The organism is Streptomyces sp. DSM 106670, from assembly GCF_055792845.1.
In genome coordinates this window covers 1,234,511-1,250,613 of the sequence record NZ_CM147704.1, presented here as the reverse complement: position 1 = coordinate 1,250,613, position 16,103 = coordinate 1,234,511, and the positions used below count along the sequence as shown (strand labels likewise).

The window sequence follows — 16,103 nt, the reverse complement described above, 5'->3', positions numbered from 1 at the left end:
AACTCCTTAAGGGCCCTCAAGGGCCACGGCTCGGCCGGCCTCGGCCCGGACCGGTCCCATTCTGCCCTGGCCATCCTCACCCGGGTCCGCCGGGCGGACCGACAGCGGATAGACCGGGGGAGTCCCGCCGAATTCCGGACACACCGCCCGGTGGTCGCACCAGCCGCACAGCTTCGTCGGCCGGGGCCGCCAGTCACCGGTCTCCGTCGCCAGCGCGATCGCGTCCCACAGCGCCAGCAGCTTGCGCTCCACCCGCTCCAGGTCCGCGATCACCGGGTCGTACGTCATGACGTCCCCGCTGCCCAGATAGACCAGCTGGAGCCGGCGCGGCACGACGCCCTTCAGCCGCCAGATCACCAGCGCGTAGAACGTCATCTGGAACAGCGGCCCGTCGGAATACTCCGGCCGCGGCGCCTTGCCCGTCTTGTAGTCGACGATCCGGACCTCACCGCTCGGCGCGACGTCCACCCGGTCGATCACCCCGCGCAGCCGCAGCCCCGACTCCAGCTCCGTCTCCACGAACAGCTCGCGCTCCGCCGGCTCAAGACGCGTCGGGTCCTCCAGCGAGAACCACCGCTCCACCAGCTGCTCCGCCTCGCCCAGCCAGCGCGTCAGCCGCTCGCCCTCGGTGTCCTCCGCGAACAGCTCGCCCAGCTCCGGCTTCGACTCCAGCAGCCGGTCCCACTGGCCCGGAACCAGCGCCCGCGCCCGCGGCGCCGTACGGTCCGCCGCCGGGGCGTCGAAGAGCCGCTCCAGCACCGCATGGACCAGCGTGCCGCGGGTAGCCGCCTCGCTGGGCTTCTCCGGCAGCCTGTCGATGACCCGGAAGCGGTAGAGCAAGGGGCACTGCATGAAATCGCTCGCCCGCGACGGCGACAGGGACGAAGGCGGCCGGGGCGGCCGCGGCACGGAAGTCATGTCTCCAGACCCTACGGCCCGCCACTGACAGTCAGCGGCATACCATCGACGGCAGACCCTCGCACACTGCATGATCGTGGCAAAGGCCACTCACCGAACCGAAGGGACCCCGTGGACGAGAGCGGCGACAGCGGGCGGCCGCAGCCCGGCGCAGGGGGAACGGCCCCCGGCACCGACCCCGACAACGGCAAGCCGAAACGCCCCGCGGAACCCGGCGGCGGCCTGCTCATGGGCCGTCCCTTCGGCGTGCCCGTCTACGTCGCCCCCAGCTGGTTCGTCGTCGCCGCACTGATCACCTGGGTGTTCGGCGGCCAGCTCGACCGTGTGCTGCCCGAGCTCGGCGCCGCCCGCTATCTCGTCGCGCTGTTCTTCGCCATCGCCTTCTACGCCTCCGTGCTCGTCCACGAACTGGCCCACACGGTCGCCGCCCTGCGCTACAAGCTCCCGGTCCGCCGCATCCAGCTCCAGTTCTTCGGCGGCGTCTCGGAGATCGAGAAGGAGAGCGAGACACCCGGCCGCGAGTTCGTCCTCGCCTTCGTCGGACCGCTCCTGTCCCTGGTCCTCGGCGGCGTCTTCTACGGCGCGATGCAGTTCGTCGAGCCCGGCACGGTCCCCGGCGTCCTGCTCGCGGGCCTGATGATCTCCAACCTCATCGTGGCCGCCTTCAACCTGCTGCCCGGCCTGCCCCTCGACGGCGGCCGGATGCTCCGCGCCGTCGTCTGGAAGATCACCGGCAAGCCCATGAGCGGCACCATCGCCGCCGCCTGGGTCGGCCGCGGCCTCGCCGTCGTCGTCCTCGTCGGACTGCCGCTGCTCACCCACACCGGAGCGCTCGGCGGCTCCGCCCAGGACATCGGCGGCGTCGAGACCGTCATGGACGCGCTGCTCGCCGCGATCCTCGCCGGCATCATCTGGACCGGCGCCGGGAACAGCCTGCGGATGGCCCGCCTCCGCGAGCACCTGCCCGACCTCCGGGCCCGCACCCTGACCCGCCGCGCCGTCCCCGTCGAGTCCGCCACCCCGCTCTCCGAGGCGCTGCGCCGGGCCAACGAGGCGGGCGCCCGCGCGCTGGTCGTCGTCGACGGACAGGGCAACCCCAAGGGCGTCGTCCGCGAGGCCGCCATCGTCGGCGTCCCCGAGCACCGCCGCCCCTGGGTCGCCGTCAGCGGCCTCGCCCAGGACCTCACCGACGGCATGAAGGTCCCCGCGGAACTGGCCGGCGAAGCCCTCCTGGACCGGCTCAAGGCCACCCCCGCCACCGAGTACCTGGTGGTCGAGGAGACCGGCCAGATCTACGGAGTCCTCTCCACCGCCGACGTGGAGCGCGCCTTCGTCAAAGCCATGGCCCGCCCCGAAGCCTGACGGGCCTCCCGGCCCTTCGACCGCCGCCGCCCCGGGCGGTCGGCGGGCCCGGAATCACCGGTAGGCTGGTCACATGTCTGAACCGACCGGTGCCGCCCGCCGACGCGGGCCCTTCAAGGTCGGGGACCAGGTACAGCTCACCGACCCCAAGGGCCGCCACTACACCTTCACGCTCGAAGCCGGAAAGAACTTCCACACCCACAAGGGTTCTTTCCCGCACGACGAGCTGATCGGTGCTCCCGAGGGCAGTGTTGTCCGCACCACGGGAAACGTCGCCTACCTCGCGCTGCGCCCCCTGCTCCCCGACTACGTCCTGTCCATGCCCCGCGGCGCCGCCGTGGTCTACCCCAAGGACGCGGGGCAGATCCTGGCCTTCGCCGACATCTTCCCCGGCGCCCGCGTCGTGGAGGCCGGGGTCGGATCCGGATCGCTCAGCACCTTCCTGCTGCGCGCCATCGGTGAGCAGGGCATGCTGCACTCCTACGAGCGCCGCGAGGACTTCGCCGAGATCGCCCAGCAGAACGTCGAGCGCTACTTCGGCTCGCCGCACCCCGCCTGGCAGCTGACCGTCGGCGACCTCCAGGACAACCTCTCCGACACCGACGTCGACCGCGTCGTGCTGGACATGCTCGCCCCCTGGGAGTGCCTGGAGGCCGTCTCCAAGGCCCTGGTGCCCGGCGGCATCCTCTGCGCCTACGTGGCCACCACCACCCAGCTCTCGCGCACCGTCGAGTCCATCCGCGAGATCGGCTGCTTCGCCGAACCGCAGCCCTGGGAGTCGATGATCCGCAACTGGCACGTGGAGGGCCTCGCCGTCCGCCCCGACCACCGGATGATCGGCCACACCGGCTTCCTGGTCACCGCCCGCCGCCTCGCGGACGGCGTCGAGCCGCCGCTGCGCCGCCGCCGCCCGTCCAAGGGCGCCTACGGCGAGGACTACGAGGGACCGGGCAGCCAGAGCCGCGGAGGCTCCGCCGCCGACCGCGGCTGACCCGGACAACGCACCGGCGCCGCCGCGCAGTTCCCCGACCGACCGGGGAACTGCGCGGCGGCGCCTTTTCGTTGGGACCCTCATTCGTCGAGACCCCGCCGTTCCACCCGGGTGTGAGGTGTGGCACGATGCTGGCCACCCCTCGGGGGTGTTCCCACCCCCTCACCGGGCTTCCAGGAACCATCAGGAGACATACCGCGTGCAGACCCCCGCGCTCCCGGAGCTCGCCCACACCGCCGCCAAGCCGGTGCACTGGCTCGCCACGGCCGCGGCGATGGCGGGCGTCGTCGCGCTGGCCGGGCTGCTCCAGCCCCGTACGGCCACCGCGACCGCCACGGCCCCCGAGCAGCGGACCACCACGCAGCACGGCGCTCCGGTGCCCGCCCCGGACCCGGCCGGGGTCGACTTTCCACTGGAGTGCGGCGGCGCCGGGACGACGGTCGCCGAACAGGCCCCCGGTGACCTCGACGGCGACGGGCGGCCGGAAACCGTCGCCGTGGTGCACTGCGCCGCCGGATCGGGCACCCCGCCCGGCGGCATCTACGTACTGACACAGGCGAGCGGGGCCGCACCCCGGGTCGTGGCGACCCTGGTGGACCCCGCTGACAAGAAGACGGTCGGGGACTTCGCCGTACGGGACGGCGTCGTCTCGGCGACCCTCCTCGGCTACTCCTCGCTCGACGTCCCCCGCTGCTGCCCCGACCAGGAGGAACAGGCCTCCTGGCGGTGGAAGGGGAAGGCGTTCGTCCGCACCTCCGGAGACCTCGCCCGCAGCGTCTGAGCGGCGCCGCACGGCTCTGCTCCCGCTGTCCGGGCAATGGGCCCCGGCCGGCTAGTCGGCGTCCGGCCCGTACACCTCGACGTTGTCCTTGACGCGCCGCACATGGATGCAGTCGCCGGGGCACTCCTTGGCCGAATCCACGACGTCCTGGAGCAGCGGCAGCGGCACCGGAGTGGTCGCCCCCGGGTCCTGCAGCAGCTCGTCGTCGGAGCTCTTCACATAGGCCAGGCCGTCGATGTCCAGCTCGAAGACGTCGGGGGCGTACTGCACACAGATGCCGTCGCCCGTACAGAGGTCCTGGTCGATCCAGACCTCCAGGTCCTGCGTGTCACTGTCGCCCGGCGAGTCCTGCTGCACGGTCATGTGTCCTGCCGTTCCTGCGTATCCGAACCAAATGGAGCCAAGCCCTGACGGGTGTTGAACAGTTCGACGATACAACCGGCGGCTTTCCGGTGCCGAAGGGTGGGTATTCCCTTGACGTGAGGGAGAGCGCAAGGGTGAAGATCGGACACACCCCGCAGTCTTTGTGATCTAGGGGTTTCAATCACCACCCACCCAGGTAGGGTCAGGAAGCGTCCAGCTCCCCATGGAGGAGGTGAGGACCGTGGCAGCCCACGACGACGACATCAACCGCGGCATCCGGCCCGCGCGAGGGTCAGAGGACCCAGCCGGCCAGGTTGCCTATCTCGAGCAGGAAATCGCCGTCCTGCGACGTAAGCTCGCCGACTCTCCGCGTCATACGAGGATTCTCGAAGAGCGGATCGTCGAGTTGCAGACGAACCTGGCAGGCGTGTCCGCACAGAACGAGCGGCTCGCCAACACGCTCCGTGAGGCGCGTGACCAGATCGTGGCCCTCAAGGAAGAGGTCGACCGGCTCGCGCAGCCGCCGGCCGGCTTCGGCGTCTTCCTGCAGGCCAACGAGGACGGCACCTGCGACATCTTCACCGGGGGCCGCAAGCTCCGGGTGAACGTCAGCCCCAGTGTCGAGCTCGAGGACCTCCGGCGTGGCCAGGAGGTCATGCTCAACGAAGCGCTCAACGTGGTCGAGGCCATGGAGTTCGAGCGGGCCGGGGACATCGTCACCCTCAAGGAGATCCTTGAGGACGGCGAGCGTGCCCTGGTGGTCGGGCACACCGACGAGGAGCGGGTGGTGCGGCTCGCCGAGCCGCTGCTGGACATCACCATCCGCGCCGGCGACGCCCTGCTCCTGGACTCCAGGTCGGGTTACGTCTACGAGGTGGTGCCCAAGAGCGAGGTCGAGGAGCTCGTCCTCGAAGAGGTCCCGGACATCGACTACGACAAGATCGGCGGCCTGGGCGACCAGATCGAGCTGATCCGCGACGCGGTCGAGCTTCCGTATCTGCACCCCGACCTCTTCAAGGAACACGAGCTGCGCCCGCCGAAGGGCATCCTGCTCTACGGACCGCCCGGCTGTGGCAAGACCCTCATCGCCAAGGCCGTCGCCAATTCGCTCGCCAAGAAGGTCGCCGAGGTCACCGGGCAGCCCGCGGGGAAGAGCTACTTCCTCAATATCAAGGGCCCCGAGCTGCTCAACAAGTACGTCGGCGAGACCGAGCGGCACATCCGCCTGGTCTTCCAGCGTGCGCGGGAGAAGGCGAGCGAGGGTACCCCCGTCATCGTCTTCTTCGACGAGATGGAATCCCTCTTCCGCACCCGCGGCAGCGGCGTCAGCTCGGACGTGGAGAACACCATCGTCCCGCAGCTGCTCGCCGAGATCGACGGGGTGGAGGGCCTGGAGAACGTCATCGTCATCGGCGCCTCCAACCGCGAGGACATGATCGACCCCGCCATCCTGCGACCCGGCCGTCTCGATGTGAAGATCAAGATCGAGCGTCCGGACGCCGAGGCCGCGAAGGACATCTTCGCGAAGTACCTGACCCCGTCGCTCCCGCTGCACGCGGACGACCTCTCCGAGCACACCGGCTCGCGCGAGGCCGCCGCCCACGCCATGATCCAGTCGGTCGTGGAGCGGATGTACACGGAGTCCGAGGAAAACCGCTTCCTCGAGGTCACGTACGCCAACGGCGACAAGGAAGTCCTGTACTTCAAGGACTTCAACTCCGGCGCGATGATTCAGAACATCGTCGACCGGGCAAAGAAAATGGCCATCAAGGCATTCCTGGAACAAGGCCAGAAGGGGCTGCGGGTGGCTCATCTCCTGCAGGCCTGCGTGGACGAGTTCAAGGAGAACGAGGACCTGCCGAACACCACCAACCCGGACGACTGGGCCAGGATTTCCGGTAAGAAGGGTGAGCGGATCGTCTTCATCCGCACACTCGTCACCGGAAAGCAGGGCGCGGACACCGGACGCTCCATCGATACGGTGGCCAATACCGGCCAGTACCTGTAATACGCGGACCGGCTGCGGAAGTCCTCAGGGGCCTCCGCAGCCGGTTGCATTCCCCCGTTCCGGCCATGCCGGAGCAATGTCGTAATGGAGCTCCCCACCGGCGCAGAGGCGCTCTAGGCTCTGCGGTACCGCCGAGTCGCGCAGTGCGGTGACGGGCACCGCACACGCACCGGACACAGCAGCGGTACTTGAGCGTCGCTCCCGGACGGGACCGACGCCGGGCAAGGAGGGCCGCATGACCGTACGGCGAGTAATGGGCATCGAGACGGAGTACGGGATCTCCGTCCCCGGCCACCCCAACGCCAATGCCATGCTCACCTCGTCCCAGATCGTGAACGCCTACGCGGCGGCGATGCACCGGGCGCGACGCGCCCGCTGGGACTTCGAGGAGGAGAACCCGCTGCGTGACGCGCGAGGCTTCGACCTCGCCCGTGAGACCGCCGACTCCAGCCAGCTCACCGACGAGGACATCGGCCTGGCCAATGTCATCCTCACCAACGGCGCCCGGCTGTACGTCGACCACGCGCACCCCGAATACAGCTCTCCGGAGATCACCAATCCGCGTGACGCGGTGCTCTGGGACAAGGCCGGCGAACGGATCATGGCGGAGGCCGCCGAGCGGGCGGCCGCCATCCCCGGCGCCCAGCCGATCCACCTCTACAAGAACAACACCGACAACAAGGGCGCCTCCTACGGCACGCACGAGAACTACCTCATGCAGCGGGAGACGCCGTTCTCGGACATCGTGCGCCATCTGACGCCGTTCTTCGTCTCGCGCCAGGTCGTCACGGGCGCGGGCCGGGTCGGCATCGGCCAGGACGGCCACGAGCACGGCTTCCAGATCAGTCAGCGCGCCGACTACTTCGAGGTCGAGGTCGGTCTGGAGACCACGCTCAAGCGCCCCATCATCAACACCCGGGACGAGCCCCACTCCGACGCGGAGAAGTACCGCCGGCTCCATGTGATCATCGGCGATGCCAACCTCTCGGAGATCTCCACCTATCTCAAGCTCGGCACCACGTCCCTGGTGCTGTCCATGATCGAGGACGCCTTCATCAACGTCGACCTCGCGGTCGACCAGCCCGTACGCACCCTGCACCAGGTCTCGCACGACCCGGATCTGCGGCAGCTGATCACGCTGCGCAGCGGCCGGACACTCACCGCGGTCCAGCTGCAGATGGAGTACTTCGAGCTGGCTCGCAAATACGTCGACGAGCGGTACGGTGCGGACGCCGACGAGCAGACCAAGGACATCCTGACCCGCTGGGAGGACACGCTCAATCGGCTGGAGACGGATCCGATGAGCCTGTCGGGCGAGCTGGACTGGATCGCCAAGCGGGAGCTCATGGAGGGCTACCGCCGCCGCGATGCGCTGGACTGGGACGCCCCCCGGCTGCATCTGGTGGACCTCCAGTACGCGGACGTACGGCCCGACAAGGGCCTCTACAACCGTCTGGCGGCCCGCGGGAAGATGAAGCGCCTCCTGGACGAGGACGACGTCACCAGGGCCCGTACGAAGCCTCCGGAGGACACCAGGGCCTACTTCCGGGGCCGCTGCCTGGAGCAGTACGCCGACGACGTGGCGGCGGCCTCCTGGGACTCGGTGATCTTCGACCTGCCGGACCGCGACTCGCTGCAGCGGGTGCCCACCCTGGAGCCGCTGCGCGGGACGAAGGAACACGTCAAGGACCTGCTGGACCGCTGCCGTACGGCGGAAGAGCTGGTCCGGACGCTGTCGGGCGGCTGAAAGGCCTCCGGGCTGGGAATCAATCACCCGAGGCCCGGACGTTGAACAACTACCGGGCCAAATGTCGGACCCCGTGGGTAGGGTCTGATCAAGAGCTTCGATTGCTTCGAACCGAGCGGGGTGAGCTACATGGCGACCAAGGACACCGGCGGCGGACAGCAGAAGGCGACGCGTTCCACCGAGGAAGTCGAGGAGCAGGCGCAGGACGCGCAGGCGTCCGAGGACCTCGCGGAACGCCAGGAGAAGCTGAGCGACGATGTCGACTCGGTTCTGGACGAGATCGACGACGTCCTCGAAGAGAACGCCGAGGACTTCGTCCGTTCCTTCGTTCAAAAGGGTGGGCAGTAGTTCACCAGTGTGAACGGTGAGTAACGGGGGAGCAGGGGTGACGGTGCCCGCCACGGCGTGCGCCGTCACCCTGCCCGCCGACCCGGGGGCCGTTTTCCGGCCCCGCCGGATCGGTGCGGATAACCCCCGCCGAACATGTGGATCACTCCCGCCGGGCGGGTAGGGTCCGTGGCACAGCTACTTGCTTCAACTGCAATTCGGCCATCGGCAAGTTGGGGGATGATCCTGACTTTCTTGCGCAGGGCCATCGCATACCTGGAGGGAAACGCGTGGAAGCCAACACTCGTAGCACCGGGCGTCTACCAGCTGCCTTCCTGACGCCGGGTTCGTCCTCGTTCATGGACTTCCTGTCCGACCAGTCGCCCGAGATGCTCCCGGGCAACCGGAGCCTTCCGCCGCTCCAGGGGGCCATCGAGGCGCCGCACGGGACGACCATCGTCTCGGCGTCCTTCCCGGGCGGTGTGGTCCTGGCCGGTGACCGGCGCGCCACCATGGGCAACATGATCGCGCAGCGCGACATCGAGAAGGTCTTCCCGGCCGACGAGTACTCGGCGGTGGGCATCGCCGGCACCGCCGGACTGGCCGTGGAGATGGTCAAGCTGTTCCAGCTGGAGCTGGAGCACTTCGAGAAGGTCGAGGGCGCCCAGCTCTCCCTGGAGGGCAAGGCCAACCGGCTCTCCACCATGATCCGCAGCAACCTCGCCATGGCCATGCAGGGCCTCGCGGTGGTGCCCCTCTTCGCGGGTTACGACGTCGACCGCGACAAGGGCCGCATCTTCTCCTACGACGTCACCGGCGGCCGCTCCGAGGAGACCGGCTACGCCGCCACCGGCTCCGGGTCGATCTTCGCCCGTAACGCCATGAAGAAGCTCTACCGCGAGGACCTGACCCAGGATCAGGCCCTCACCCTGGTCGTACAGGCGCTGTACGACGCGGCGGACGACGACTCGGCGACCGGCGGCCCGGACGTGGCCCGCCGCATCTACCCGATCCTCACCGTCATCACCGACGAGGGTTTCCGGAGGCTGACCGACCAGGAGTCCGCCGAGATCGCGCGCTCCGTCCTGGAACGCCGACTCGAGCAGCCCGACGGCCCGCGCGCCGCGCTGCTCTGATCCGGACCCCGAGCCTCCCCAGACGCACTCGTCACTGACAGAAAGGGACGGATAGCCGGTGTCGACGCCGTTCTATGTCTCACCCCAGCAGGCCATGGCCGACCGGGCGGAATACGCCCGCAAGGGCATCGCCCGTGGTCGCAGCCTCGTTGTGCTGCAGTATGCCGACGGCATTGTGTTCGTCGGCGAGAACCCGTCCCGTGCGCTGCACAAGTTCAGCGAGATCTATGACCGGATCGGCTTCGCGGCCGCCGGCAAGTACAACGAGTACGAGAACCTCCGCATCGGCGGTGTGCGCTACGCCGATCTGCGCGGATACACCTACGACCGCGACGATGTGACGGCCCGTGGGCTGGCCAACGTCTACGCCCAGACGCTCGGCACCATCTTCTCCAGTGCGGCCGAGAAGCCGTACGAGGTGGAGCTGGTGGTCGCCGAGGTCGGCAGCGAGGCCGAGGGCGACCAGATCTACCGGCTGCCGCACGACGGTTCGATCGTGGACGAGCACGGCTCGGTCGCGGTCGGCGGCAACGCCGAACAGATCAGCAGCTTCCTCGACCAGCGCCACCGCGACGGCATGACCCTCGCCGAGGCGCTCAAGCTGGCCGTCCAGGCGCTCTCGCGGGAGCCGGGCGGCGGCGAGCGGGAGATCCCCGCGGAGCGGCTGGAGGTCGCGGTCCTGGACCGCACCCGCCCCCAGCAGCGCAAGTTCAAGCGGATCGTCGGCCGTCAGCTGGCCCGGCTGCTGGAAGCGGAAGCCGCGGCCAGCACGCCCACGGACGCCCCGTCCGACGCCGAGGACGGCGACTCCACCGATACGGACACCGGCAGTGCGTCCGGCTCCGCGGAGGAGACGGAGAAGTAGGCAGCACCTCGGGTGCCCCCGGGCCGCGGCCCGGGGGCACCGTCATGTCCGGGCGGCGGGCGGCGGCGCCGTGGAGCCGCGTACGACGAGGCGGACCGGCAGACCGCCCGGCCGGGCGGGGCGGCCGTCCAGCACGGCGAGCAGCGCCTCCATGCCCCGCTCGCCGACCTGCTCGGCAGGCAGCCGCACCGTGGTCAGCTCCGGTTCCAGCGCGGTGGCCAGCGCCAGGTCGTCGAATCCGGTGACCGACAGCTCCTCCGGCACCCGCAGCCCGAGCCTGCGGGCCGCCTTGCAGGCGCCGGCGGCCAGGATGTCGTCGTCGCAGACGATCGCGGTGGGCCGGTCTCCGGTGGCCGCCAGCGCCTGTTCCACCGCCTCGCGCCCCGCCCGTACGTCCAGCGGGGCCCGCACCGTGCGTACCGTCGCGTCCCCCGCCGCGCCCAGCGCGTCGTGCAGCGCCCCGGCGCGCACCGCGAACGTCCAGGTGTCCACGGCGGACGCCAGATGCAGGAAGCGGCGGTGGCCGAGGCCCAGCAGATGGTCCGTCACCTGCCGCATCCCGTCGGCGATGTCGAGGTTCACATGGGCGGCGGGCCCGGTGTCCGAAGGGTCGCTGTCCAGCATCACCAGCGGCAGATCCGCCCCGTGCAGCGCGCCCAGCGCGCCGGCGGCCATCGAGGACGCGATGACGCCGTCGAGCGCCGCGCGGGCCGAGGCGAACGGATCCCGGGCCGGTCCCGTGCCGTCCGGCGAGGGGTAGAGCACCACGCCGAAGTCGTGCTCGGCGGCGAGCGCCGCCGCCCCGGCGTACACCCGTGCGAAGAACTCGTTGGTGAGCGCCGGAACCACCAGCAGCGCCGTCCTGGTGCTGCCGAGCCGCAGACTGCGGGCCGCCAGATTGGGCCGGTAGCCGAGCTCCGCCGCCGCGTCCCGGACCCGCTGGGCGGTGACCTCCGACACCCTGCCCGGCCACTTCCCGCCGAGCACCAGCGAGACCGTCGCCTGGGAGACGCCCGCCGCACGGGCCACGTCACGGCTGGTGGGCCGGGCGGGGACGGGCTGCTGCGCGCTGGTCACTCGTGCCTCCGTGCGGGATGTTCCGTAACGCCGCGAGGTGGACCCGCGAACTGCGCACATGGTACGTATGAGCCTCGACGTTATACGTAACACCTCGGTGGGCGGCACGGCCGGCCGGGGCGGAGAGGGGCGGGAATGGCCGCGGGATATCTGGACATCCTCCGGGCGCGGCATGCCGCCCGGCTGCTGACGGGCACCCTGGTGGGGCGGCTGCCCAACGGCACCGCGCACATCGCGATCGTGCTGTTCACCCGGGCGGAGGGCGGCAGCTACACCCTGGCCGGCGCGCTCGCCGCCGCGTACGGTCTGGCCACCGCCGTCGGGCAGCCGCTGCTCGGCCGCGCGGTGGATCTGTACGGGCAGCCGCGTGTCCAGCTCCCGGCGGCCGTGCTCTCCGCGCTCGGCATGGCCCTGCTGGCCCTCACCGGCCTCGACCCGCTCCCGCTGGCCTACCTCGCCGTCATCATCGCCGGAGTCGCCACACCGCCCCTGGAGGGCGGCCTGCGGGCCCTGTGGCCCAGCGTCCTCAAGGGCGAGGGTCAGGTGCACCGGGCCTACGCCATGGACGCCGTGGCGCAGGAGATCATGTTCACCGTCGGACCGCTCCTGGTGACGCTGCTCGTCTCGCTCTGGTCCCCGGCCGCCGCCCTGCTCGTCATCAACGCCATCGGCGTCCTGGGCGCGCTCTCGGTCGTCCTGTCCGAGCCCTCGCGCACCTGGCGCTCCGCGCCCCGCGAGGCGCACTGGCTCGGCGCCCTGCGCTCGCCCGGACTCCTCGCCCTGCTCGGCGCGTTCTTCTTCGTCGGACTCGCCCTCGGCTCCATCACGGTGGCCGGGGTGGCCTACGCCGACGACCACGGCCGCGAGTCGGTGTACGGCTGGCTGATGGCCGCGCTCGGCCTCGGAGCGCTGATCGGCGGTCTGGCCTACGGGGCGCGGCAGTGGGCCGGTGCGCCGGAGAAGCGGCTGCGGGTCATCGTCGGGCTGCTGGCGCTGGGCTATCTGCCGCTGACGCTCACCCCTTCCGTGCCCGTCATGACCGCCTTCGCCGCCCTCGCCGGAGTGTTCCTCGCACCGGCCATCGCCTGCTCCTTCATCGTGGTCGACCGGCACGCCCCGCGCGGCACGGTGACCGAGGCGTTCTCCTGGCTCGTCACCACGTTCGGCGTAGGCGCGGCCGCCGGCACGGCCGTCGCCGGACCGGCCGTCGAACTCGGCTCGACCGCCTGGAGCTTCGCCGTGGCGGGGGCCGGGGGAGTGGCCGCCCTGGTGGTCCTCCTGGCCACCGGAAGGGTCCTCGGGGGTGTCTCGGCAGCTCCCGCCCGTACGGCCGCCGTCGTGACGGGATCGGAAAATGATCGAAACGGTGCCGTCGAACCCGGTTTCAGCTCGGGCCATAAGGCGTAATGTTCAGTCATGGACCGCCGCATTTTCGGGCTGGAGAACGAGTACGGCGTCACGTGCACGTTCAGGGGACAGCGCCGACTGTCACCTGACGAAGTGGCGCGCTACCTCTTCCGCCGTGTTGTGTCATGGGGCCGCAGCAGCAATGTCTTTCTGCGGAACGGCGCCCGCCTCTACCTCGACGTGGGATCGCATCCGGAATATGCAACCCCCGAATGCGACAACGTGACCGAACTGGTCACGCACGACAAGGCGGGCGAGCGCATTCTCGAAGGCCTGCTCGTCGACGCCGAACGCCGCCTGCACGAGGAGGGAATCGCGGGCGACGTCTATCTCTTCAAGAACAACACCGACTCGGCGGGAAACTCCTACGGCTGCCACGAGAACTACCTCGTGGCCCGGCACGGAGAATTCTCCCGGCTCGCGGACATCCTCATTCCGTTCCTCGTCACCAGGCAGCTGATCTGCGGCGCGGGCAAGGTGCTCCAGACCCCGCGCGGCGCGGTCTACTGCGTCAGCCAGCGTGCCGAGCACATCTGGGAGGGCGTCAGCTCCGCGACCACCCGCTCCCGGCCGATCATCAACACCCGCGACGAACCCCACGCCGACGCCGAGCGGTACCGCCGCCTCCACGTCATCGTCGGTGACTCCAACATGTCCGAGACGACCATGCTGCTCAAGGTCGGCGCCACCGACCTGGTGCTCCGCATGATCGAGGCGGGCACGGTGATGCGCGATCTGACCCTGGAGAACCCGATCCGGGCGATCCGCGAGGTCAGCCACGACCTCACCGGGCAGCGCAAGGTGCGCCTGGCCAGCGGCCGGGAGGCCTCGGCCATCGAGGTGCAGCGGGAGTACTACGAGAAGGCCGTGGACTTCGTCGAGCGCCGGGGCATCCGCACCGGCACCGTCGACCAGGTCCTGGAGCTGTGGGGCCGCACCCTGGACGCGATCGAGGCCGAGGACCTCGACCGGATCGACACCGAGATCGACTGGGTCATGAAGTACAAGCTCATCGAGCGGTACCGGGCCAAGCACAACATGACCATGTCGAACCCGCGGGTCGCCCAGATAGACCTCGCCTACCACGACATCCACCGCCGCCGAGGCCTCTTCTACCTCCTGGAGCGCAAGGGGCAGACCGCCCGCATCTGCAACGACCTGAAGATCTTCGAGGGCAAGTCGGTGCCCCCGCAGACCACCCGGGCGCGGCTGCGCGGCGACTTCATCCGCCGGGCCCAGGAGCAGCGGCGGGACTTCACCGTCGACTGGGTCCACCTCAAGCTCAACGACCAGGCGCAGCGCACGGTGCTGTGCAAGGACCCGTTCCGTTCCGTGGACGAGAGGGTGGAGAAGCTGATCGCGGGCATGTGACCGGGCCCGCGCGCGGGGCACTCGCGGGGAGCCCGCGGGAAAAAGGACACATTGTACGCCGGGGCGGACCAGCCCCGGCGTACAGCCGTGTCGGTACCCGTGATGCCGCTGGGGCGAAGTCGTAGAGTGGCGGGAGTGCCCGGAGCCCCCCTACGCGAGTTGGACTGATGATCCCCACGAAAACTGCCCGGCGAGCCGCCGCCGTACTGGTTGTGCCCGCTCTGCTGATCACCGCCGCCGCCTGCGGTTCCGATTCCAAGGACGACGCCGCACCGAAGAAGTCGGGGCCCGTCGCCGAGGTGACCGGGAAGTTCGGTGCCGAGCCCAAGATCGAGATCGCCAAGGACGCCAAGGTGGCCGACGAGGTCGTCGCGGACGACGTCTCGACCGGTGACGGCGCCGAGGTGAAGAAGGGCGACATCGTCCGCCTGGACTTCGCCGGCAACATCGAGGCCCTCGGCTCCACCTGGGCCCAGCGGCAGGGCGCCGACCCGAAGGCCCCGCGCGCCCAGGTCGTGCAGGAGGTCGGCCAGCAGGGTCAGATGCTGCCGACCAAGGTCGCGGACGCGCTGACCGGCCGCAAGGTCGGCAGCCGGGTCCTGGTCGAGGGCACGGCCAAGGCGATCGTCGGCGACCAGCTGAACCCGCAGTCCGGGATCAAGCCCACCGACCCGCTGGTCTGGGTCGTCGACATCGTCAACGCCAAGAAGGTCGACAAGAAGGGCGAGGCGGAGGGGACCCAGGCCGCGAGCGAGGCCGGGATGCCCGAGGTGAAGGCCGCCTCGCAGAAGGCCGCGACGATCACCATCCCCAAGGGCGAGAAGGCTCCGAAGGACCTTCAGGAGCAGGTGCTGATCAAGGGCGACGGAGCCGCGGTCAAGGCCGGTGAGGGCCTGGTCGTCCAGTACACCGGCGTGAAGTGGGAGGACGGCGAGAAGTTCGACTCCTCCTGGGACCACGGTGGCGCGAGCGCCTTCCCGATCGGTGTCGGCGGAGTCATCCAGGGCTGGGACAAGGGTCTCGTCGGCAAGCACGTCGGCGACCGCGTCCTGCTGACCATCCCGCCGAACCAGGCCTACGGCGCCGACCCGTCGAGCCAGCTCGCCAAGAACAACCTGGTCTTCGTCGTCGACATCCTCGGTACTGTCTGAGCGACGGGGCGACCCGTGCAAAACTTGTGGGGTTTGTCCCCACGATTCTTTTAGGAGCAGCGCAGTGAGCATCGAGAAGCCCGAGGTCGACTTCCCGGGCGGCGAGCCGCCGGCCGATCTGGAGATCAAGGACATCTGGGAGGGCGACGGCGCGGTGGCCCAGTCCGGCCAGAACGTCTCCGTCCACTACGTGGGCGTGTCCTTCTCCACCGGCGAGGAGTTCGACAGCTCCTGGAACCGCGGCACCCCGCTGCAGTTCCGGCTCGGTGGCGGCCAGGTCATCGCCGGCTGGGACCAGGGCGTGCAGGGCATGAAGGTCGGCGGCCGTCGCCAGCTGACCATCCCCGCGCACCTCGCCTACGGCGACCGCGGCGCCGGCGGCAAGATCGCCCCCGGTGAGACGCTGATCTTCGTCTGCGACCTCGTCGCGGTCTGATCCGTTCCGGTTCTGCGCATGAGGGCCCCCGCCGCACGGCGGGGGCCCTCATCGCTGTCCGGCGGCGCCCTCCACCGCTCGGCGGACCGCGGCCCGGCTTTGGTCCCGGCACCCCGGGGGCGGTACGGTCGACGGTCGTAGAGCAACAAGAGAAAGGGCGTCG

The 16,103-nt window shown here is 69.9% G+C and carries 15 protein-coding genes and 1 pseudogene; 13 read left to right on the top strand and 3 right to left on the bottom strand.

What is annotated here, in order from left to right; all coding sequences use genetic code 11:
* Positions 1–6 precede the first annotated feature (6 nt).
* Positions 7–852, bottom strand: a complete 846-nt coding sequence (locus tag ACSMXR_RS05385; RefSeq protein WP_240805910.1) for a RecB family exonuclease — start codon at positions 850–852, stop codon at positions 7–9.
* Between the two features lie 177 nt (positions 853–1,029).
* On the opposite strand from ACSMXR_RS05385, the gene ACSMXR_RS05380 reads away from it, so the two are divergent.
* The 3 genes from ACSMXR_RS05380 to ACSMXR_RS05370 all read left to right on the top strand — a co-directional run bounded on the left by ACSMXR_RS05380 (position 1,030) and on the right by ACSMXR_RS05370 (position 4,052).
* Complete coding sequence (locus tag ACSMXR_RS05380) at positions 1,030–2,280, top strand: site-2 protease family protein (protein WP_137232189.1); 1,251 nt, start codon at positions 1,030–1,032, stop codon at positions 2,278–2,280.
* A gap of 73 nt (positions 2,281–2,353) precedes the next feature.
* Entirely contained in the window at positions 2,354–3,271 is a 918-nt protein-coding gene (locus tag ACSMXR_RS05375) for a tRNA (adenine-N1)-methyltransferase (protein ID WP_003970161.1), read from the top strand.
* Positions 3,272–3,470: 199 nt separating this feature from the next.
* Positions 3,471–4,052: a hypothetical protein gene (locus ACSMXR_RS05370; RefSeq protein ID WP_137232190.1), complete on the top strand. Its 582-nt coding sequence runs from the start codon at positions 3,471–3,473 to the stop codon at positions 4,050–4,052.
* Positions 4,053–4,103: 51 nt separating this feature from the next.
* Here the strand turns inward: ACSMXR_RS05370 and ACSMXR_RS05365 are convergent, their stop codons facing one another.
* Positions 4,104–4,415: a ferredoxin gene (locus tag ACSMXR_RS05365; protein WP_103506981.1), complete on the bottom strand. Its 312-nt coding sequence runs from the start codon at positions 4,413–4,415 to the stop codon at positions 4,104–4,106.
* A gap of 241 nt (positions 4,416–4,656) precedes the next feature.
* On the opposite strand from ACSMXR_RS05365, the gene arc reads away from it, so the two are divergent.
* The 6 genes and pseudogenes from arc to prcA all read left to right on the top strand — a co-directional run bounded on the left by arc (position 4,657) and on the right by prcA (position 10,498).
* Entirely contained in the window at positions 4,657–6,423 is a 1,767-nt protein-coding gene (gene arc, locus ACSMXR_RS05360; protein ID WP_030632382.1) for a proteasome ATPase, read from the top strand.
* Positions 6,424–6,658: 235 nt separating this feature from the next.
* A complete protein-coding gene (gene dop / locus ACSMXR_RS05355; RefSeq protein ID WP_137232191.1) occupies positions 6,659–8,170 on the top strand; it encodes a depupylase/deamidase Dop in 1,512 nt (503 codons plus the stop codon).
* A 129-nt stretch (positions 8,171–8,299) separates the two neighbouring features.
* Entirely contained in the window at positions 8,300–8,518 is a 219-nt protein-coding gene (locus ACSMXR_RS05350) for a ubiquitin-like protein Pup (protein WP_003970166.1), read from the top strand.
* A 125-nt stretch (positions 8,519–8,643) separates the two neighbouring features.
* Positions 8,644–8,836 (top strand): annotated as a pseudogene (locus ACSMXR_RS05345) (endonuclease domain-containing protein); the annotation flags it as partial.
* The gene (gene prcB / locus ACSMXR_RS05340; protein WP_103506979.1) at positions 8,788–9,633 is read left to right on the top strand and encodes a proteasome subunit beta; all 846 of its coding nucleotides are present in this window, start codon (positions 8,788–8,790) and stop codon (positions 9,631–9,633) included. The pseudogene ACSMXR_RS05345 and the gene prcB, both read left to right, overlap by 49 nt.
* Before the next feature lie 58 nt (positions 9,634–9,691).
* Positions 9,692–10,498: a proteasome subunit alpha gene (prcA, locus tag ACSMXR_RS05335; RefSeq protein ID WP_137232192.1), complete on the top strand. Its 807-nt coding sequence runs from the start codon at positions 9,692–9,694 to the stop codon at positions 10,496–10,498.
* 42 nt (positions 10,499–10,540) lie between these two features.
* On the opposite strand, the gene ACSMXR_RS05330 is transcribed toward prcA, so the two are convergent.
* A complete protein-coding gene (locus ACSMXR_RS05330; RefSeq protein ID WP_381852998.1) occupies positions 10,541–11,575 on the bottom strand; it encodes a LacI family DNA-binding transcriptional regulator in 1,035 nt (344 codons plus the stop codon).
* A 135-nt stretch (positions 11,576–11,710) separates the two neighbouring features.
* Between ACSMXR_RS05330 and ACSMXR_RS05325 the strand changes: the two genes are divergently transcribed.
* The 4 genes from ACSMXR_RS05325 (at position 11,711) to ACSMXR_RS05310 (ending at position 15,940) form a co-directional block, all read left to right on the top strand.
* Positions 11,711–12,982: an MFS transporter gene (locus tag ACSMXR_RS05325; protein WP_137232194.1), complete on the top strand. Its 1,272-nt coding sequence runs from the start codon at positions 11,711–11,713 to the stop codon at positions 12,980–12,982.
* Positions 12,983–12,991: 9 nt separating this feature from the next.
* The gene (pafA, locus tag ACSMXR_RS05320) at positions 12,992–14,353 is read left to right on the top strand and encodes a Pup--protein ligase (RefSeq protein ID WP_026290808.1); all 1,362 of its coding nucleotides are present in this window, start codon (positions 12,992–12,994) and stop codon (positions 14,351–14,353) included.
* A gap of 167 nt (positions 14,354–14,520) precedes the next feature.
* Positions 14,521–15,504 carry an FKBP-type peptidyl-prolyl cis-trans isomerase gene (locus ACSMXR_RS05315; RefSeq protein WP_218526689.1) on the top strand — a complete coding sequence of 328 codons (984 nt, stop codon included), beginning with the start codon at positions 14,521–14,523 and terminating at the stop codon, positions 15,502–15,504.
* Between the two features lie 64 nt (positions 15,505–15,568).
* On the top strand, positions 15,569–15,940 hold the full coding sequence (locus ACSMXR_RS05310) for an FKBP-type peptidyl-prolyl cis-trans isomerase (protein WP_137232196.1): 372 nt from the start codon (positions 15,569–15,571) through the stop codon (positions 15,938–15,940).
* The last annotated feature ends 163 nt before the right edge of the window (positions 15,941–16,103 follow it).